Source organism: Nocardioides rubriscoriae (assembly GCF_008087085.1).
Classification (GTDB): Bacteria; Actinomycetota; Actinomycetes; order Propionibacteriales; family Nocardioidaceae; genus Nocardioides; species Nocardioides rubriscoriae.
Map to the genome: position 1 here is coordinate 1 of NZ_VIYJ01000013.1, position 17,724 is coordinate 17,724.

Sequence of the window (17,724 nt, forward strand, 5' to 3'; positions counted from 1 at the left end):
AGGTCGCGGATCTGCTGGATCGCGGCGACCTTGTCGCAGATGAGCTGCTCACGGCGGCTGCCCAGGTGCCGCAGCCGGCCCCAGGTCTCATCGACCGGCTCGGGCAGGTAGCAGCGCAGCTGCGCAGTCAGCCGGGCGATGATGACCGCGTCCTTCTCATCAGTCTTGTCGTGGGTCAGGTCCTCATCGCGGCGGGCCCGTCCGGTCAGCAACGGCTGCACGCACACGAACGACATCGAACGCTCCTCGGCGAGCTGCCCGAGGACCCGCCACCGGTGCCCGGTCGGCTCACAGGCGACCGTCGCACCGGTGAATCCGGCCTTCGAAGCGTGGCCGGTGGCCCAGTCCAACGCCCGTCCCAAATCCCAGGCCTTACACCGAAACGTCCGCCGGGCCAGGACCTTGGAGTCGTGGTCGCAGACCACGACCATCTGCTTGGCATCGGCCAGGTCGATCCCGACGATCGCGTTGCTCGTCGGGACCGCCGCGCGAAGCCGAGCCAGGCGCGCGTTCCTGTTGCGGTCACCACGCGAGACACCGTTAGCGTTGTTCATGAACGTCCTCCTTGAGTGGGGTTGGGACACCAAGCCCGAAACACCGCACCAGGGAGGACGTTCCCCTGTCCACCAACGACCCCGCCTGCGGCTACCTAGAACGTCTTTCTATGCCGCCCCGCGGGCTGCGCCCAACCATGCCGCGCTGCGGGCTGTGCCCGACCATGTCGCACAGCGTCGCTCTTCGCGTGCCGGCCGTGCGAGGCACGGTCGGGCACTCAGCCCGGGTCCACAGCAGCACCCGGCCATAGTGGTGGTCGGGCGCTGCTCGTTTGTCTACCTGCGCTCGTGCCGGCGATCAGTGCGCCGCTCCAGCAGTGGTCCCGTACGCGCTCACTTCTCGGGTGCCGCGGTCGTGTTGCTCTCGAGCGTGTCGATCCGGACGCGGATGATCCCGATCGCGTTGCGGGTCGTCGAGGTCACGGTGCGAAGACCATCGCGCCTCGCGAGCCGTTGCACCGCCACGAAGTCCCTGGACCCGCACGTCACGCTCCCGTCCGCGCGCAGGGCCTCGTACAGGGCGAGAACCTTCTTCGAGTTGTTGGTTGCCAGCGGCTGCACCGGGATCTCCTCACCGTCGTGTAGGCCGCACTGGCCCGACGCGCAACCAGATCGTACGGCTCAGGGCCACTCACTCACGGCACGGCATCGAGCCGTGGTCGCATCACACCTTTCGGGGCGTTCAACCAGGGCCCAGGCTCGAAGCAACACCGTCGCACGTGGCGGACCGCTTACGCTCCAGCGGCGCCCGTCGACCGGTCGATCATCCGCGTCAAAGCCATGCTGGTCGCGCCCCACGGTGCCGCCCACGCAGTGAGCCTCAACCCGCCGACGCAGGAGAACCCGCAGGGCTACCACCGGCTCATCGGCGGCGGGGTCGAGCTCGGCGAGACGTCGCGTGAGGCAGTGCTGCGGGAGGTGGACGAGGAGCTGGGGGCTGCGGTCCACGACCTGCGGCTCGTGACGACCGTGGAGAACATCTTCCGGTTCGACGGCGCCCTCGGGCACGAGGTGGTGTTCCTCTACTCCGGCCGGCTGGACCCCTGGCCCGCACCGTCGGGAGCGACCCTCACCGAGTCCGACGGGAGCATCGTGCCCGTCGTGTGGCGCCGCGTCGACGACACCGAGGAGCCCCTGCCGCTGTACCCCGCCGCCGTGGTGCCGTGGGTACGTCGCATCATCGACCGGACGACGTAGGCGCTGGTGCCAGACTGCCGTCCATGAGCATGATCGCGCGCACCTTCGTGGACGCCGCCAGGGCGGTGAGCGACGCCGTCGCCCGGGTCGCCGACGGCGCCTGGGACGGTCCGGGACTCGGGGAGTGGACCCTGCGCGACCTGGTCGGTCACACCAGCCGCTCACTGGTCACCGTCGTCGACTACCTCGCGCGCCCGGTGGCCGAGGAGGTCGTGCCCTCGGCCGCGGCCTACTACACGGCTGTCTCGGCGGCCTCGTTCGACGCCGCCGCGGTCACCGAGCGCGGCCGGCAGGCGGGCCGCGACCTGGGGGACGACCCAGCGGCCCGCTTCGCCGCGCTGGTCGAGGAGGCTGCCGACATCGCGACGTCGACCGACCCCGACCTCGTGGTGCACACGATCGTCGGCGGCATGCGGGTCGCGGCCTACCTGCCGACCCGCACCTTCGAGCTCTGCGTGCACGGCCTCGACCTCGCCGCCGCCACCGGCATCGCGGTCGACCTGCCTCAGCGGGCCCTCGAGGAGGCGACCGCGCTGGGCGCCGTCGCCGCGGCCCAGCGCGGGCTGGGGCCCGACCTGCTGCTGGCGATGACCGGACGCCGCGCCCTGCCGCCCGGGTTCAGCATCGTCTGAGCCGGGCACGGGCGCTCACGCCTTCGCTGCGTCCTTCTTCGCCGACAGCAGCTCGATCAGGTCGTGCAGGGGCTTGGTGCCGGCCCCGAGGATGAGACCCGTGGCGAGGATCTCCTCCCAGCGAGAGGGACTCGCGATCCCCACGGTCCCCAGGAAGTACAGGTCGAGCGAGGCCGAGGCGACGATCGCGACGACCGAGGCGAGGGCCCAGAAGGCCACCGTGCGGTACCAGTCGCGATCTGCGACGTCCTGCGCGGCCTCGGCCGCCTCGTCCAGGCTCGCCCTGGCCCTCGCCCTGGTCTCGGTCGCCGGGTCCGCGGGGAACGCCATGATCTGGAGGGCGAGCTCGTGGGTCACGTCCTGGGCCGCGTCCTTCTTGGCTCCCGCGACCTGCTTCTTGGTCTCCTGGGGCAGGATCGCGCTGCTCAGCGGTTCCAGCAGCCGCTCGATGGCCGTCGCCCCCACGAAGAACACCGCGAAGATGGTCATGCCGTCGACCGGCTTGTTGCCGGTGCCCGGGACGAAACCCGCGTCGTCGAACACCTTGTTGGCGATCAGGGCGGCCGCCACGATGGTGCCGGTCGCCAGCGTCGCCCACAGGGCGCGCATCTCCCAGGACAACGACGACGTGCCCACTCCTGGCTGCAGGCCGGAGTCGGCGATGGTCGGACGCTGAGGCTGCGCAACCAGCTGCCTCGGGTCGATGGTCGTGGTCATGTCCCTACCCCCTGTGCCGCGCCGTGCTGACCTGTCAGGGACAGGCGACCACCGCGCGCCGCAGCCGGGTAGGGGCGAAAGGCCCGCGAGGATGACGCCATGAGTCGCGCCCTCGTCCGCCGTCCCAGCCCCTCGACGGTGGTGACGTCCTCAAGCACGACGGCACCGTGTGGGTCGGCCTCGGTGGCCGGACCAACCAGGCCGGGATCGACCAGCTGGCGGCCCACCTCGCCCCCCTCGGGGCGCAGGTGGTCGGCGTACCCCTGACCAAGGTGCTGCACCTGAAGTCGGCGGTCACGGCGCTGGCCGACGGTGTGGTCCTCGGGTTCGAGGAGCTCGTCGACGACCCCGACGTCTGGCCAGAGTTCCTCGCGGTGCCGGAGGAGCCCGGTGCCCACGTCGTGGTGCTCGACGAGGCGACCGTGCTGATGTCGAGCAGTGCGCCGCGCACCCGTGCGCTGCTCGAGGCGCGCGGCCTGCGTGGTCGCCGTCGACCTCACCGAGTTCGAGAAGCTCGAGGGGTGCGTGACCTGCCTGTCGGTGCGGCTGCGGGGCTGAGTCAGACCTCGCCGAGGGTGTGGATGACGACCTCGCCGGCGAGCAGCGGGCCGGCGACCTCGAAGGCCTTGGCCACGTGGGGCTGACCCATGTGGCCGTCCAGGGAGGCCTGGTCGCGCCACTCCTCGATCGTGACGAACGTGCCCGGCACCGAGGTCGAGGCGAAGACCTCGTAGCGCAGGCACCCCTCGTCGGAGCGGGAGGCGGCGGCGAGCTCGGCGAGGGCCGGTGCGGCCTCGGCGGCGCGTTCGGGGTCGAGGGGGATCGTGGCGACGACGTTGAGGGACATGCCGTCGACCCTAGGGCCCGCCACCGTCGCCCCGATAGTGTCGGTCGGCGTGAGCATTCTCGATGACGCCCGCGAGGGCATGGACCTCGACATCCGCCCCCAGGACGACCTGTTCGGCCACGTCAACGGCCGCTGGCTGGAGACCGTGGAGATCCCCAGCGACCGGTCGAGCTGGGGACCGTTCGTCCAGCTGGCCGACGCCGCGGAGGCGCAGGTCAAGGAGATCATCGAGAGCCTCGCGGTGCTGACCGACTCGAGCGCCGACCAGGCCGACAGCGAGGACGCTCGCAAGATCGGCGACCTCTACGCCTCGTTCATGGACACCGACGCGATCGCCGCGCGCGGCACCGAGTCGTTGCGGCCGCTGGTCGACGCGGTCGGTGCGCTGCGCGACGTCCGCGACCTCGCGGCGTTCCTCGGCGAGTTCGAGCGCATCGGCGGCCACGGCGTCTTCGGGTCCTACATCGACAACGACGACAAGAACTCCGACCGCTACATCACCAACCTCTACCAGGGCGGGCTCGGGCTGCCCGACGAGTCCTACTACCGCGACGACAAGTTCGCCGACAAGCGGGCGGCCTACGTCGACTACCTCACCAAGCTGCTGACCCTCGGCCGCCACGAGAACGCCCCCGAGGCGGCCGCGACGATCCTCGCGATCGACACCCGGCTGGCCGCGGGCCACTGGGAGCGCGCGGAGACGCGCGACGTGCAGAAGACCTACAACCTGATGACCTACGACGAGCTGGTGGCGCTGTGCCCGGGCTTCGACTGGGACGCCTACGTGCGCAACCTCGGCGGCAGCCGCGACACCATCGCCGAGGTCGTGGTGCGCCAGCCGTCGTTCTTCGCCCACCTCTCGACGGTGCTGGAGGAGGTCTCGATCGAGGACTGGAAGTCGTGGCTGCTCAGCCACGTGCTCCGCTCGGCGGCCGCCTACCTCACCGACGACTTCGTCGAGACCAACTTCGACTTCTACGGCCGCACCCTCAACGGCACCCCCGAGCTGCGCGCCCGCTGGAAGCGCGGCGTCGGCTTCGTCGAGGGCGCCATGGGCGAGGCCGTCGGCAAGATCTACGTCGAGCGGCACTTCCCGCCGACCAGCAAGGCGCTGATGGACGAACTGGTCGCCGACCTGCTCGAGGCCTACCGCCAGTCGATCGAGACCCTCGACTGGATGACCGAGGCCACCAAGCAGCGCGCCTACGACAAGCTCGCGACCTTCCGGCCCAAGATCGGCTACCCCGACCGGTTCCGCGACTACTCCTCGCTGGTCGTCGACCGCGGCGACCTGCTCGCCAACGTCCACGCGGCCTCCGCGTTCGAGACCGACCGCCAGCTCGCCAAGATCGGCTCGCCGGTCGACCGCGACGAGTGGTTCATGCTGCCGCAGACGGTCAACGCCTACTACAACCCCGGCACCAACGAGATCTGCTTCCCGGCCGGCATCCTGCAGAAGCCGTTCTTCGCCCCCGACGCACTGCCGGCCGAGAACTACGGCGGCATCGGCGCGGTCATCGGCCACGAGATCGGCCACGGCTTCGACGACCAGGGCGCGCAGTACGACGGCCAGGGCAACCTCAACGACTGGTGGACCCCCGACGACAAGGCGGCCTTCGAGCTGAAGTCGAAGGCCCTCATCGAGCAGTACGGCGGCTTCGAGCCGCGCGCCCTGCCCGGCGAGAAGGTCAACGGCGCCCTGACCGTGGGCGAGAACATCGGCGACCTCGGCGGCCTGACCATCGCCCTGAAGGCCTTCGCGATCAACCGCGCACGCCACGGCGAGCAGTCGACGCCGGAGGGCCGCAGGATGCTGTTCCTCAACTGGGCCTACGTCTGGCGCACCAAGCGACGCACCGAGCAGGAGCAGCAGTACCTCACCATCGACCCGCACAGCCCGCCGGAGTTCCGCGCCAACATCGTGCGCAACCTCGACGAGTTCCACGAGGACTTCGCCACCACGCCGGACGACGGCCTGTGGCTCGACCCCGAGGACCGCGTCCGGATCTGGTGAGGCGGCGGCGGTGAACGAGCCGGCCTTCGACGACGAGGTCGTCGGGGCCGTCCTGGCCCACATGAACGACGACCACCGTGCCGACAGCCCGCACATCGTGCGGGCCTTCGGTCGTCCGCAGGCCCGCGACGCCGAGATGGTCGGGCTCGACGAGCACGGCGGTGTGTGGTGGGTCGACACCGTCGACGAGGCCGGCGGCGACGGCTCGGAGCTGCGGGTGCCCTGGCCCGACGGACCCGTCAGCGACCGGGCCGCCCTGCGCCGCGCCGTCGTCGCGCTGCACGAGGACGCGCTGCGGCGCCTGGCCCTCCCCGGCCGCTGACGTCACCAGGCGATGGGCACGATGTCGCGTGCGGTCACGCCGTCACGCAGATCAGGTTGACCAGCAGCGACCGGCTCGCGCTGTCGAAGTTCTTGGCGGTCACCAGCCACTGCCGGTCGGGACCTGGCGGGGCGTTGAAGACGAAGTCCGGCTTCAGCTGGACGTTGACGGGCAGCTCGCCGCATCGGTGATCCGACTACTTCACGTCTGCGCGGTTCGGCGGTGCCGCGCGGGCGGGGTCGATAACGTCGGGTCATGCAGGCAGTCCGCGGGGCCGAGCAGCGCGAGCGCGACCTCGCTGCCACCCTCGACGCGGTGCTCGCCGGCGGTGCCGCCGACCTACCGCCAGACGAGCGGTCGGGGCCGTCCCACCTCGACCCGCACTGGTCCGAGAGCCTGGCCCTGCTGCGCCTGACGCTCGCCGGGTGCTGGCGCGAGGCGGTGGCCGCCGCCGCGGCCCTGCCCGACGTCACCCTCGACCCCGCGGCCCGTCACCTGCGTCGCGCCGTCCTGACCTGGACCGCGGCCGGTGACCCGTCCCCCCGCAGCACCGCGGTCCTGAGCGACGCGCTGACCGACCTGCCCGACCCGACCCACGCGCTCGGCCGGTTCGCCGGGCACATGCTCGTCGAGGGCCTGCTCGCCCACGCGCGCCTCGACCTGGCCGCCGCGGCGATCGACGCGCTCGGCCCCGACCTGTGGCGCCCACTGGTGCTGGGCGGTCGCGTGCACGCGTGGACCGCGATGGCGTCCCTGTGCCGCGTGCGGGTCCTGGCCTTCCGTGGTCGGGTCGCCGAGGCCGACGCCGCGCTGCGCGCGCTCCCGGACCCGCCGGCCGGGGTGCTGACCGCGCTGCACGCCGGCACCACGTGCCTGGTGCGCGGCAACCAGCTCGCCGTCGCCGACGTACGCCGGCTGGTCGCCGAGGTCCGCCTGCAGGCGCCCGTCGCGGTCGACCACCTCAGCGCGGGCGCGCAGATGCTGGCGGCGTTCGGGCTGGTCGCGACCGGCGACGTCGAGGAGGCGGCACGCTGCGTCCTGCTCGCGGGCGGCGACGAGGCGCTGACCCGGCTCGACGTGATCGACCGGGCCCTGGGCCTGGAGATGCTGGTCGTGCTGGCCCTGGCCGCGGGCGACCTCGACGCCGCCGGGGCGTGGGCCGACCAGGCCACCGGGCTGCTGGCCTCGCCGATCGCCGACTCGACGGTGGCCCGCCTGCTCAGTCGCCACGCGTTCGCCGAGGGTCGCGCCGACGACGCCGTGGTGTGGGGCGAGCGGGCCGTCGCGCGCGCCCGGGAGGTCGACCGGGTCATCGAGGAGGCGGAGGGCGAGATCGTGCTGGGCCGTGCGCGGATCCTGCGTCGCGGCGACGGTGGGCTGGTCGAGGCGGTGCGCGCGCTCGAGGCGATGGTCGCCGCGGCCGAACGCCGTGGGCACCGCTCGGCGCGCTCGGCGGCCGCGCGCGAGCTCCGCCCGGTCGGGCTGCGGCTGCGCCCGCTGGCGGGCAGCGGCTGGGCCGGCCTCTCCCCGCGCGAGGCCGAGGTCGCGCGCCTGGTCGTCGAGGGCGCGTCCAACCGGGAGGTCGCGGCCCGGCTGCACGTCTCGGAGCACACGGTACGGGCGCACGTGTCGAGGGTCCTCGCGGCGTTCGGGGTCGCGACCCGCGCGGCGCTGCCCGCCGTCGCGGGCCTCGAGGGCGGGCGGGCCGGACCGCGCCCGGCCCTGACCCCGCGCCAGGCCGAGGTCGCGCAGCTGGTGGCCGACGGGCTCGGCAACCGGGCCATCAGCGAGCGGCTCGGGCTCTCGCCGCGCACGGTCGAGAAGCACGTCGGCGACATCCTGCTGCGGTGGGACCTGTCGGGGCGCACCGCCATCGCGAGGGAGGTCAGCGCGTTGCGCGCCGAGGGGTCCTTGCGTGGCGTGTAATCATGATTACATGATTACAAACGAGATGCAGGAACGGGTGAGGGGCTGGTTCGCCGGTCGCCTCCCGCAGGAGTGGACCACCGTCGCGCCCCGCGTGAGCGTCGACCGTGAGGAGGTCGTGGTCGTGCTGACGACCGACGACGTGACCCTGGCCGTGGACGCCTCCGACGCCGAGCGGGCCGAGGCCCGGGCCGGACGCGCCCGCGCCTTTCGCGAGGAGACCCGCGACGCGCGGGTCGCGATCGCCCGGGAAGCCGAGCACCGCTTCGAGCGCAAGGTGTCGTGGGGGGCCGTGGTCGGCGATCACGAGGAGCTGTGGACCCACGTCTCGGCCCCGGTGATGACCCGGCTGCGCCAGCCCCAGCGGCTGGTGCTCGACACCCTCGTCGACGCCGGGGTCGCCAAGTCGCGGTCCGAGGCGCTGGCCTGGTGCGTGCGCCTGGTCGGGCAGCACGAGGACGACTGGCTCGCCGAGCTGCGCGCGGCGATGGAGTCGGTCGCCGACGTGCGCCGCAAGGGCCCGGCGGCGTCGTAGCGGCCCGGCGGTCCCGCGGTCAGTCGACGACGACGGCCAGCACCGGGCGGTGCTGCTCGGCGCGGGTGCGCAGGCCGCCGCGGCGGCGTACGGCGTTGGTCACGAAGACGACCTGGGCGTCGCCGGCGGCGGCCAGCTCACGCATCGTGAGCGAGGTCGTGGCGGCGGTGCGGGCGGCCGTGCGGGAGGTGGTGCGCGTCATGGCGGTTCCTTCAGGTCGGGGAGAGGTGCACCTGGAGGAGCCGGCCGGCGCGCCCGTGATACGCGCGGTGACCAGGTCGTCAGCGCACGACGACCGCGAGCACCGGACGGTGCTGCTCGGAGCGGGTGCGCAGGCCCCCGCGACGGCGTACGGCGTTGGTCACGAACACGACCTGGTCACGCTCGGGCAGGGCGCGGGTCGGGTCGGGGGCGGGAGCGGGGAGCTCGTGGAGGGTCACGGTGGTGCGGGAGGGGGACGTCTGGCGCATGGTGGGTACTGTCCTCACGTTGATTTCGGAATCCTGCGTGAAACCTGCGGGAGCCGCTGCCCGGGCGTTGACCGGTCGCTCGTCCCGTGCCGCGGACGCTAGGCCCGCCCGGCGGGCGGCGGCATCGGGGTTTCGGCTACTTCAGCGGCGTCGACCTGGCCCGGGGCCGGGCCTGTGGAGGACGGCGTACGCCTGTCGGCACGCGCTGGTAGACAGGCAGGCATGCCCACCGCCTCGCCCGACACCGACGTGACCACCACCCGCGAGGCCGCCGAGGCCCACTTGCGGGCCCTGGTCGGTCGCGACGACGCCGCCCTGCGCGACGACCAGTGGACGGCGATCGAGGCCCTCGCGGTCGGCCGGAGCCGGGCCCTGGTCGTGCAGAAGACGGGCTGGGGCAAGTCGGCGGTCTACTTCGTGGCGACCCTGCTGCTGCGCGCGCAGGGCGCCGGCCCGACCGTCATCGTCTCCCCCCTGCTGGCCCTGATGCGCAACCAGATCGCCGCCGCCGAGCGGGCCGGCATCCGTGCGGTGACGATCAACTCGACCAACCTCGAGCAGTGGGACCAGACCCACCGCGCGATCGCGGCCGGCGAGGTCGACGTGCTGCTCGTGAGCCCCGAGCGGCTCAACAACCCGGGGTTCCGCGACGAGGTGCTGCCGCGGCTGGCGGCCACCTGCGGGCTGCTCGTGGTCGACGAGGCCCACTGCATCAGCGACTGGGGCCACGACTTCCGTCCCGACTACCGCCGCATCCGCACCCTGCTCGGCGAGCTGCCCCGCGGCATCCCCGTGCTCGCCACGACCGCGACGGCCAACGCGCGCGTCACCACCGACGTCGCCGAGCAGCTCGGCACCGACACCCTGGTGCTGCGCGGCTCCCTCGACCGCGAGTCGCTGCGCCTGGGCGTCGTACGGCTCAAGACGGCCCAGCAGCGGCTGGCCTGGCTGGCCGACCACCTCGCCGAGCAGCCCGGCTCCGGCATCGTCTATTGCCTCACCGTCGCCGCGACCCACGAGGTCGCCGACTACCTCCGCTCGCGCGGTCACGAGGTCGCCGCCTACTCCGGCCAGACCGAGACCACCGAGCGGATGGCCCTCGAGGAGGCGCTGATCACCGGGCGGGTCAAGGCGCTGGTCGCCACCAGCGCGCTGGGCATGGGCTTCGACGCGACCCTCGGCTTCGTGGTCAACCTGGGGGCGCCGCAGTCGCCGGTCGCCTACTACCAGCAGGTCGGCCGTGCCGGTCGTGGCGTGCCGGCCGACCCCGGGGCGACCGTCGTGCTGCTCCCGGCGCTCGAGGACCGCGACATCTGGGCCTACTTCGGGTCGCTGACCTTCCCGCCCGAGGCCCAGGTGCGCCAGACCCTTGAGGTGATGGCCGCCGAGGGGCGGGCCATGTCGACCGCCGCGCTCGAGACCCGCGTCGAGCTCAGCCGCAACCGCCTCGAGCAGATGCTCAAGGTCCTCGACGTCGACGGCGCCGTACGCCGCGTCAAGGGCGGGTGGGAGGCCACCGGCCAGCCGTGGTCCTACGACGAGGAGCGCTACCGCCGCGTGCGCGAGGCCCGCGAGCGCGAGCAGCAGGCGATGCTCGACTACCTCGCCACCGACCGGTGCCGGATGCGCTACCTGCGCGACCAGCTCGACGACCACGTCGACGAGGGAGGTGCCGTCGACTGCGGGCGCTGCGACAACTGCGGCGGGCTCGTCCTCGACGCCGCGGTGTCCGAGGCCGCCGTGGCCGAGGCGGACCAGCGCCTCTCGCGGCCCGGCGTACCCGTCGAGCCGCGCAGGCTGTGGCCCACGGGGCTCGCCGCGATGGGCATCGAGCTCAAGGGCAAGATCTCCGCCGGTGCCGAGGAGGGCCGCGCGATCGCCCGGCTCACCGACCTCGGCCACGGGCAGGCGCTGCGCGACCTCTTCCGGCCCGGTGCCGGCGACGTCCCGGTGCCACCGGGCCTGGCCCGCGCGCTGGTCGAGGTGCTGATGGACTGGCGCCCGCAGGTCGACGGCCTCGTCGTCGTCGAGTCGCTGTCGCGGCCCACGCTCACCGCCGACCTGGCCGCCAACCTGTCGTCGTTCCTCAAGAAGCCGCTGCTTGGCCGCTACGCCGTGGTCGACCCCGACCTCGAGCCCGGTCGCGGCGCGATGAACTCCGCCCAGCGGGTCTCGGTCGTCGGGCGCCGCTTCGCCCTCGAGCTCGACGAGCCGGTCGACGACCGCCGGCTGCTGCTGGTCGACGACCTGTCGGCCACCGGCTGGACGCTGACCCGCGCCGCCGTGGCGCTGCGCGCCCGCGGTGCGGCGGCGGTGCTGCCCCTCGTCCTGGGGGTCGAGCGATGATAGCATCACTGCTATGGGCACGATGGGCAACGACCTGGTCCGAGAGGCCCGCAAGCGCGCGCGGCTGACCCAACGCGAGCTCGCCGAGCGGGCCGGCACCACGCAGAGCGCGATCGCGCGGCTCGAGTCGGGACGCACCCGGCCCGCGTTCGACGACGTGCTGCGGCTGCTGCGTCTGTGCGGGATGGACCTCGACGTGATGCTGGTCGAGCGCGACGACTCCGACTGGAGCCAGGCGCAGGCGCTGCTGCGACTGAGTCCGAGCGACCGGCTCGACGAGGCGGCTCGACTCGCCCGAGCGATGCAGCAGTTCCACGAGGAGGTGGAGCGTGGGCGCTCCCAGCTTCCGGCCTGAGGAGATCGTGCGCGCACTGGTCGCCCGCGATGTCGCCTTCATCCTGATCGGCGGTCTCGCCGCTCGGGCCCACGGCTCCAACATGCTGACCAGTGACGTCGACATCACCCCGGACCGTGCGTTGGACAACCTGGCCCGCCTGAGCGAGGCGCTGAACGATCTGGAGGCCACGGTTCGCGCCGACGGGGTGGACGGAGGGCTCCCGTTCACCCACGACGCCGAGTCGCTGGCGGCCGCCGGGGTGTGGAACCTGACCACGCGCTACGGCGACCTCGACATCTCGATGGTGCCGTCCGGCACCGGCGGCTACAGCGACCTGGCGCAGGAGGCCGTCGAGGAGACGGCGTACGGCACCCGCATCAAGATCGCCGCCCTCGCCGACGTCATCCGCAGCAAGCAGGCCGCCAACCGCCCGAAGGACCAGCGCGTGCTCCCGGTGCTCCGTGAGATCCTGGCGACCCGTCACGAGCGCGAGCGGTCGTAGGGTCGAGCCATGCGTTTCGGCCTCACGATCCTGACCGACCTCCCTTGGGCCGAGGCCCGCCCGCGCTGGCAGGCGGCCGAGGAGATGGGGTTCGACCACGCCTGGACCTACGACCACCTGGTGTGGGGCGGGCTGCCCGAGTCGCCCTGGGTGACCCCGACGCCGGTGCTGGGCGCGGCGGCGCAGGTCACGACCAGGATCGGGCTCGGCACCCTGGTCGCCTCGCCCAACTTCCGCCACCCCTACCTGCTGTTCCGCGACGCCCAGGCGCTCGAGGACCTCACCGACGGCCGGTTCCTGCTCGGCGTCGGCACCGGCGGCAACCTCGACGCCACCGTGCTCGACCTCCCCGAGCTGAGCGTGGGGGAGCGGGTCGAGCGCTTCCAGGAGTTCACCGAGACCCTCGTCGCGCTGCGCGACGGCGACCACGTGACCCGGCAGGGCCGATGGTTCTCCACCGCCGCCGCTCGCACCCTGCCGCCGCTGCGACGTACGCCGCTGCTCGTGGCCGCCAACGGTCCACGGTCGCTGCGCTTCGCCGCGCGGGTCGGCGACGGCTGGGTCACCACGGGCCCGTCGGTCGAGACCCTCGAGGAGTGGTGGGCCGGCGTGGCCGCAGCCGCGGCGACCTACGACGAGGCGCTGGCGGCGGCCGGGCGCGGGCCGTGCCCGCGCTACCTGCTCACCGACGCGGCACCCCACCTCGAGAGGAGCGGCCGGTTCGCGCTGAGCAGCCGCGGCTTCTTCGAGGAGGTCGCCGGGCGCGCCGGCGAGCTCGGGTTCACCGACCTGGTCACCCACTGGCCCCGCCCCGACGACCCCTACGCCGGCGAGCTGGCTGTGCTCGAGGAGGTCGCGCGCGACGTGCTGCCCGCGATGCGCTGATCCCGGGGTCCGACCGCCTGGGGTCCCGCGCATGAGTGCTCCCGGCCTCTTTACGCAGAACTAGAACACGTTCTAGTGTGCGGGCGTGACCCTGCGCGTGATCCAGTGGACGACCGGCAACATCGGACGACGTTCGCTGGCCGCCATCCTCGACCGCCCCGACCTGGAGCTGGTCGGGGTCTACGCCCACGGCGCCGACAAGGTCGGCCAGGACGCCGCGGCCCTGTGCGGCCGGCTCGAGACCCACGGACCGACCGGCGTCGTCGCCACCGACGACGTCGCCGCGCTCGTCGCGCTGCGACCCGACGCCTGCTGCTACAACCCCCTGTGGCCCTCGGTCGACGACCTGGTCACGCTGCTCGAGAACGGCGTCAACGTCTGCTCCAGCGCGGCCTGGATCACCGGGGGCAAGCAGACCCCCGAGGACCGCGCCCGCATCGAGAAGGCCTGCGAGACCGGGCGGTCGTCGATCTTCGGCTCCGGCGCGCACCCCGGGATGACCAACCTGGTGGGCATGGTGCTCAGCGGGGCGTGCGAGCGGGTCGAGGAGATCCGGATCACCGAGTCGGTCGACTGCTCGACCTACGAGTCGGCCGCCACGCAGACGGCCATGGGCTTCTCGCAGGCGCCGGACACCCCCGGCCTGGCCGAGTCCGTGCGCCGCGAGAGCGAGGTCTTCGCCGAGTCGGCCGCGATGATGGCCGACGCGCTCGGGGTGACCCTCGACCGGCTCACCTTCGACGTGGAGTTCTCGGTGGCGACCGCCGACTCAGACCTGGGGTTCATGACCATCCCGGCCGGCACGGTCGCCGGGGTGATGGGCTACCACCGCGGCTGGGTCGGCGACCGCAACGTCGTCAGCGTCGGCTTCAACTGGACCATGGGCCAGCACGTCACCCCGCCCAAGCCGCTGGCCCACGGCCACGTGATCCAGGTCTTCGGCGTGCCCAACATGCGCACCGTGATCCACTGCCTGCCGCCGCAGGACTGGACCGAGGGCTTCATGGACCTCGGGATGATCTACACCGCGATGCCCGTCACCAACGCGGTGCCGTGGGTCGTCGCCGCACCGCCCGGCATCGTCACCCTGGCCGACCTGCCCCCGATCACGGGTCGCGTGGCCCTCTGAGCGCTGCCCTAGGCCACACCCGTCAGGGCGTCGTAGGGCAGTGGGAGCAGGTCGACGTCGGTGGCCAGGTGCACGACCTCGGTGCGTACGCCGGCCGCGCGGCAGGCCGTGACCAGCCCGTGGGCCCAGGCCCGGTCGAGGGCGGTGACGCCGGCCCCGCCGGGCCGGGCCAGCAGGAAGGCCCACCGGCCGCCGGGCGCGAGGTGCTCGAGCAGGGCGCGGGTCAGCTCGGCGAAGCCCTCGAGCTGGGCCGGCTCGGGCGGGCGGTCCCAGTCCTCGACCTCGGTGAGCTGAGGCAGCGGGTGGTCGTCGGCGTCGAGCAGCATCATCCACACGCGGCTGTGGGAGAAGCCGAGCGGCTCCATGAGGGTGCGCCAGGCCCGCTCGAGGTCGGCCTGGGTGCGGATGGTCGGGTTGAAGGGTTCCGAGAGCGTCATGCGCCCAGCGTGGCCGGGTCCGGCGGATCGTGCGGGCGTCCTCCACAGGGCCCGACCCGCCTTGTGGACAGCCGTCGCCACGGCCGTCAGGAACCCCCTGTCGGTCCGGGCCGTTACCGTCGGTGTCCGCACCCGGCACCGATCCTGAAGGAGGCCCGTGAGCTTCGTCCCGGTCACCGGAGCCGCGACCTTCCGTGCCGCCGACCCGCCGCGCGACAGCGTGGTCGAGTTCAGCGACGACCGGCGCACCGTCGCGCTGCCGATGCGCGCGGCGCTGCCCGTGCTCACCAAGGCGCGCGGCCGCGACGACGTCCACCCCAGCGTCGGGCTGCTGTCGGGCGCCGTCCTGCTCGGCCTGCGCCTGGTCGCCGACGGCAAGCTCGAGCCCGGAGACGGCGCGTGGCGCCTCGCGCCGCTCGACGCGCACGACAACGAGCGGGTGACGCTGCTGGCCGACGCGCGCGGGGCCGAACCCGGCCTCGTGCGCCAGGTGCTCGACGCCGTCGCCGACACCATCCCGCGCCACCCGCCCCCCGCAACCCCCCGCCGTACGCCGAGCCCACCGGTGCGCGCGGCGGGCGCAGCGGCGGCGCCCGGCTCCGACTTCGCCGAGCGGCTCCAGGCCCGCATCGCCCGCCACCGCACGGCGGCCGCCCGGGCCGACCTGCCCCAGCTGGTGCGCCTGTCGCTGCGGGTCGAGGCCGACGAGGAGGAGCTGGTCGCGGGCGCGGTGCGCGTGGTGCTCCAGGTGCACGACGAGCAGGACCCGCTCCACCTGTGCGACGCGGCGGTGCTGTTCACCGCCGACCACGAGACCCACGGCTTCGGCGAGCGGGCCCGCACCCACGCCAGCATCGCCCTGCGCGCCGCCGCCGAGGCGTGGCCGGCCCTCGACCGGATGCTCGCGCTGCGGGTGCCCGACGAGATCACCCTCGACACCGACGAGCTGGTCAGCCTGCTCGACGGCGGGGTGGGCGCGCTCGGCGAGCGCGGGGTCGACGTCCTGTGGCCGCGGGCCCTGGGCCGCGGCCTCACCTCCTCGGCCGTGCTCGACGCCTCCCCCGCCCGACGGGGGGCGACCGGCGCCCACCGCGAGGAGCCGCTCAACCAGCCGCTGCTGTCGACCGAGACCCTCTTCAGCTTCAAGTGGCAGCTGGCGCTGCACGGCGAGCCGCTCACCGACGACGAGATGGACCAGCTCGCCGCGGCGGCCTCACCGGTGCTCAAGCTGCGCGGCGCCTGGACCGTCGTCGACCCCGCCACCGCCCGCAAGGCCCGCAAGCGACTGATCCGCACCGTCAAGCCGGTGCAGGCGGTGGCCGCGGCCCTCACCGGCGTCGTCGAGGTGGGCGACGACACCGCCACCTCCGTGGTGGTCGGCGCCAGCCTGCTCAAGGTCCGCGAGCAGCTGCTCAGCGCCGCCACCCGCGACCCGGTCGAGCCGCCGGCCGGTCTCCGCGCCCACCTGCGCGACTACCAGCGCCACGGCCTGACCTGGCTGGCCGACCTCACCGCGCTCGGCCTCGGGGCGTGCCTGGCCGACGACATGGGCCTGGGCAAGACCGTCACCCTGATCGCGCTCCACCTCCACCGCCTCGAGGCGGGCGCCACCGGCCCGACGCTCGTCGTCTGCCCGGCCAGCCTCCTGGGCAACTGGGAGGCCGAGATCCGGCGGTTCGCGCCGGGGGTCGACGTCCGCCGCTTCCACGGCAGCCAGCGCGACCTCGACGAGGTGAGCGGGTTCGTGCTCACCACCTACGGCACGATGCGCGTCGGCGCGGACGCGCTCGCGAAGGTGCCGTGGGACCTCGTGGTCGCCGACGAGGCCCAGCACGTCAAGAACTCCGCGTCGTCCACGGCCCGCACGCTGCGCACCATCCCCAGCACCGCCCGCGTCGCGCTCACCGGCACCCCCGTCGAGAACAACCTGACCGAGCTCTGGGCGATCCTCGACTGGGCCACGCCCGGCCTGCTCGGCAGCCGCGGTGCGTTCCGCAAAGCCTGGGCCGGGCCCATCGAGTCGGGTGACGAACCCACGAAGGCAGCGCAGTTCGCCGACCTGGTCGGGCCGTTCCTGCTGCGTCGCCGCAAGTCCGACCCCGGAGTCGCCCCCGAGCTGCCGCCCAAGACCGAGACCGACCACCCGCTCACGCTGACCCGCGAGCAGGTCGTCCTCTACGAGGCGTTCGTGCGCGACACGATGGAGCGCATCGAGCGCGCCGACGACGACGCCCGGCGCGGCATGGTGCTGGCGCTGCTCACCGGCCTCAAGCAGATCTGCAACCACCCGGCCCAGTTCCTCAAGCAGTCCGGCGCGGTGCGCCTGGCCGGTCGCTCCGACAAGCTCGACCTGCTCGACGAGCTCGTCTCGACCGCGGTGTCTGAAGGCGGCTCGGTGCTGGTCTTCACCCAGTACGTCGCCATGGCCCGCCTGCTCGAGGCCCACCTCGACAAGGCCGGCGTCGGCCACCAGCTGCTCCACGGCGGCACGATGGTGCGCGAGCGCGAGCGGATGGTCGAGCGCTTCCAGGCCGGCGAGGTGCCGGTGTTCCTGCTGTCGCTCAAGGCCGGCGGCACCGGCCTCAACCTCACCCGCGCCGACCACGTCGTCCACGTCGACCGCTGGTGGAACCCCGCCGTCGAGGATCAGGCCACCGACCGCGCCTACCGCATCGGGCAGACCCGGCCGGTCCAGGTGCACCGGATGATCATGCGCGGCACCGTCGAGGAGAAGGTCGCCGAGCTGCTCACCCGCAAGCGCGCGCTGGCCGACGCCGTGCTCGGTCGCGGCGAGGCGGCGCTGACCGAGCTGAGCAACGACGACCTGCGCGACCTCGTCGAGCTGCGGCGGTGACCCGCTGAGCACCGCCGTCG

The 17,724-nt window shown here is 73.2% G+C and carries 19 protein-coding genes; 13 read left to right on the forward strand and 6 right to left on the reverse strand.

All coding sequences use genetic code 11. The features are described 5' to 3' along the window. Window positions 1-584 (reverse strand): IS110 family transposase (locus FZC61_RS20530; RefSeq protein ID WP_148616053.1); only part of this gene is annotated, 584 nt, incomplete at its 3' end. Window positions 585-1,334: 750 nt separating this feature from the next. On the opposite strand from FZC61_RS20530, the gene FZC61_RS20540 reads away from it, so the two are divergent. Further along, window positions 1,335-1,751, forward strand: a complete 417-nt coding sequence (locus tag FZC61_RS20540) for an NUDIX hydrolase (RefSeq protein ID WP_148616055.1) — start codon at window positions 1,335-1,337, stop codon at window positions 1,749-1,751. A 23-nt stretch (window positions 1,752-1,774) separates the two neighbouring features. Continuing rightward, window positions 1,775-2,383, forward strand: coding sequence for a maleylpyruvate isomerase N-terminal domain-containing protein (locus FZC61_RS20545; protein ID WP_148616056.1), 609 nt, complete (start codon window positions 1,775-1,777; stop codon window positions 2,381-2,383). Window positions 2,384-2,398: 15 nt separating this feature from the next. On the opposite strand, the gene FZC61_RS20550 is transcribed toward FZC61_RS20545, so the two are convergent. Continuing rightward, window positions 2,399-3,100: a hypothetical protein gene (locus FZC61_RS20550; protein WP_148616057.1), complete on the reverse strand. Its 702-nt coding sequence runs from the start codon at window positions 3,098-3,100 to the stop codon at window positions 2,399-2,401. 167 nt (window positions 3,101-3,267) lie between these two features. Here FZC61_RS20550 and FZC61_RS20555 point away from each other — a divergent pair, with 167 nt between their 5' ends. Continuing rightward, window positions 3,268-3,744: a hypothetical protein gene (locus FZC61_RS20555; protein ID WP_211357367.1), complete on the forward strand. Its 477-nt coding sequence runs from the start codon at window positions 3,268-3,270 to the stop codon at window positions 3,742-3,744. Here FZC61_RS20555 and FZC61_RS20560 read toward each other — a convergent pair. Then, window positions 3,660-3,947 carry a putative quinol monooxygenase gene (locus FZC61_RS20560; RefSeq protein ID WP_148616058.1) on the reverse strand — a complete coding sequence of 96 codons (288 nt, stop codon included), beginning with the start codon at window positions 3,945-3,947 and terminating at the stop codon, window positions 3,660-3,662. The two genes, FZC61_RS20555 and FZC61_RS20560, sit on opposite strands and share 85 nt — an antisense overlap. Window positions 3,948-3,996: 49 nt before the next feature. Here FZC61_RS20560 and FZC61_RS20565 point away from each other — a divergent pair, with 49 nt between their 5' ends. The 4 genes from FZC61_RS20565 to FZC61_RS20580 all read left to right on the forward strand — a co-directional run bounded on the left by FZC61_RS20565 (window position 3,997) and on the right by FZC61_RS20580 (window position 8,744). Next, window positions 3,997-5,961: a M13 family metallopeptidase gene (locus FZC61_RS20565; protein ID WP_148616059.1), complete on the forward strand. Its 1,965-nt coding sequence runs from the start codon at window positions 3,997-3,999 to the stop codon at window positions 5,959-5,961. A 10-nt stretch (window positions 5,962-5,971) separates the two neighbouring features. Continuing rightward, entirely contained in the window at window positions 5,972-6,283 is a 312-nt protein-coding gene (locus FZC61_RS20570; protein WP_246142828.1) for a DUF2470 domain-containing protein, read from the forward strand. Window positions 6,284-6,538: 255 nt separating this feature from the next. Next, window positions 6,539-8,209 (forward strand): helix-turn-helix domain-containing protein, encoded by a 1,671-nt coding sequence (locus tag FZC61_RS20575; RefSeq protein ID WP_148616060.1) that lies wholly within the window; start codon window positions 6,539-6,541, stop codon window positions 8,207-8,209. A 10-nt stretch (window positions 8,210-8,219) separates the two neighbouring features. Then, the gene (locus FZC61_RS20580) at window positions 8,220-8,744 is read left to right on the forward strand and encodes a hypothetical protein (RefSeq protein WP_148616061.1); all 525 of its coding nucleotides are present in this window, start codon (window positions 8,220-8,222) and stop codon (window positions 8,742-8,744) included. A gap of 19 nt (window positions 8,745-8,763) precedes the next feature. Here the strand turns inward: FZC61_RS20580 and FZC61_RS20585 are convergent, their stop codons facing one another. Both FZC61_RS20585 and FZC61_RS20590 read right to left on the reverse strand, forming a co-directional pair. Continuing rightward, window positions 8,764-8,946, reverse strand: coding sequence for a hypothetical protein (locus FZC61_RS20585; protein WP_148616062.1), 183 nt, complete (start codon window positions 8,944-8,946; stop codon window positions 8,764-8,766). Window positions 8,947-9,025: 79 nt separating this feature from the next. Then, window positions 9,026-9,214, reverse strand: a complete 189-nt coding sequence (locus FZC61_RS20590; protein ID WP_148616063.1) for a hypothetical protein — start codon at window positions 9,212-9,214, stop codon at window positions 9,026-9,028. A gap of 222 nt (window positions 9,215-9,436) precedes the next feature. Here FZC61_RS20590 and FZC61_RS20595 point away from each other — a divergent pair, with 222 nt between their 5' ends. From FZC61_RS20595 to FZC61_RS20615, 5 genes are all read left to right on the forward strand, one after another. Next, a complete protein-coding gene (locus FZC61_RS20595; RefSeq protein ID WP_148616064.1) occupies window positions 9,437-11,560 on the forward strand; it encodes a RecQ family ATP-dependent DNA helicase in 2,124 nt (707 codons plus the stop codon). A gap of 13 nt (window positions 11,561-11,573) precedes the next feature. After that, a complete protein-coding gene (locus FZC61_RS20600) occupies window positions 11,574-11,915 on the forward strand; it encodes a helix-turn-helix domain-containing protein (protein ID WP_148616065.1) in 342 nt (113 codons plus the stop codon). Further along, complete coding sequence (locus tag FZC61_RS20605) at window positions 11,890-12,399, forward strand: hypothetical protein (protein ID WP_148616066.1); 510 nt, start codon at window positions 11,890-11,892, stop codon at window positions 12,397-12,399. The genes FZC61_RS20600 and FZC61_RS20605 overlap by 26 nt, the downstream gene beginning before the upstream one ends. 9 nt (window positions 12,400-12,408) lie before the next feature. Continuing rightward, window positions 12,409-13,284: an LLM class flavin-dependent oxidoreductase gene (locus FZC61_RS20610; protein WP_148616067.1), complete on the forward strand. Its 876-nt coding sequence runs from the start codon at window positions 12,409-12,411 to the stop codon at window positions 13,282-13,284. 85 nt (window positions 13,285-13,369) lie between these two features. Continuing rightward, window positions 13,370-14,413 carry an NAD(P)H-dependent amine dehydrogenase family protein gene (locus FZC61_RS20615; protein WP_148616068.1) on the forward strand — a complete coding sequence of 348 codons (1,044 nt, stop codon included), beginning with the start codon at window positions 13,370-13,372 and terminating at the stop codon, window positions 14,411-14,413. An 8-nt stretch (window positions 14,414-14,421) separates the two neighbouring features. Here the strand turns inward: FZC61_RS20615 and FZC61_RS20620 are convergent, their stop codons facing one another. Next, window positions 14,422-14,850 carry a hypothetical protein gene (locus tag FZC61_RS20620; RefSeq protein WP_148616069.1) on the reverse strand — a complete coding sequence of 143 codons (429 nt, stop codon included), beginning with the start codon at window positions 14,848-14,850 and terminating at the stop codon, window positions 14,422-14,424. 157 nt (window positions 14,851-15,007) lie between these two features. On the opposite strand from FZC61_RS20620, the gene FZC61_RS20625 reads away from it, so the two are divergent. After that, complete coding sequence (locus FZC61_RS20625; protein ID WP_211357368.1) at window positions 15,008-17,704, forward strand: DEAD/DEAH box helicase; 2,697 nt, start codon at window positions 15,008-15,010, stop codon at window positions 17,702-17,704. The last annotated feature ends 20 nt before the right edge of the window (window positions 17,705-17,724 follow it).

Coding starts and splice junctions, on each gene's coding strand:
- FZC61_RS20595 (WP_148616064.1), top strand. CDS start 9,437: ATGCCCACCGCCTCGCCCGACACCGACGTGACCACCACCCGCGAGGCC.
- FZC61_RS20560 (WP_148616058.1), bottom strand. CDS start 3,947: ATGTCCCTCAACGTCGTCGCCACGATCCCCCTCGACCCCGAACGCGCC.
- FZC61_RS20545 (WP_148616056.1), top strand. CDS start 1,775: ATGAGCATGATCGCGCGCACCTTCGTGGACGCCGCCAGGGCGGTGAGC.
- FZC61_RS20585 (WP_148616062.1), bottom strand. CDS start 8,946: ATGACGCGCACCACCTCCCGCACGGCCGCCCGCACCGCCGCCACGACC.
- FZC61_RS20620 (WP_148616069.1), bottom strand. CDS start 14,850: ATGACGCTCTCGGAACCCTTCAACCCGACCATCCGCACCCAGGCCGAC.
- FZC61_RS20610 (WP_148616067.1), top strand. CDS start 12,409: ATGCGTTTCGGCCTCACGATCCTGACCGACCTCCCTTGGGCCGAGGCC.
- FZC61_RS20575 (WP_148616060.1), top strand. CDS start 6,539: ATGCAGGCAGTCCGCGGGGCCGAGCAGCGCGAGCGCGACCTCGCTGCC.
- FZC61_RS20590 (WP_148616063.1), bottom strand. CDS start 9,214: ATGCGCCAGACGTCCCCCTCCCGCACCACCGTGACCCTCCACGAGCTC.
- FZC61_RS20540 (WP_148616055.1), top strand. CDS start 1,335: ATGCTGGTCGCGCCCCACGGTGCCGCCCACGCAGTGAGCCTCAACCCG.
- FZC61_RS20580 (WP_148616061.1), top strand. CDS start 8,220: ATGATTACAAACGAGATGCAGGAACGGGTGAGGGGCTGGTTCGCCGGT.
- FZC61_RS20550 (WP_148616057.1), bottom strand. CDS start 3,100: ATGACCACGACCATCGACCCGAGGCAGCTGGTTGCGCAGCCTCAGCGT.
- FZC61_RS20600 (WP_148616065.1), top strand. CDS start 11,574: ATGGGCACGATGGGCAACGACCTGGTCCGAGAGGCCCGCAAGCGCGCG.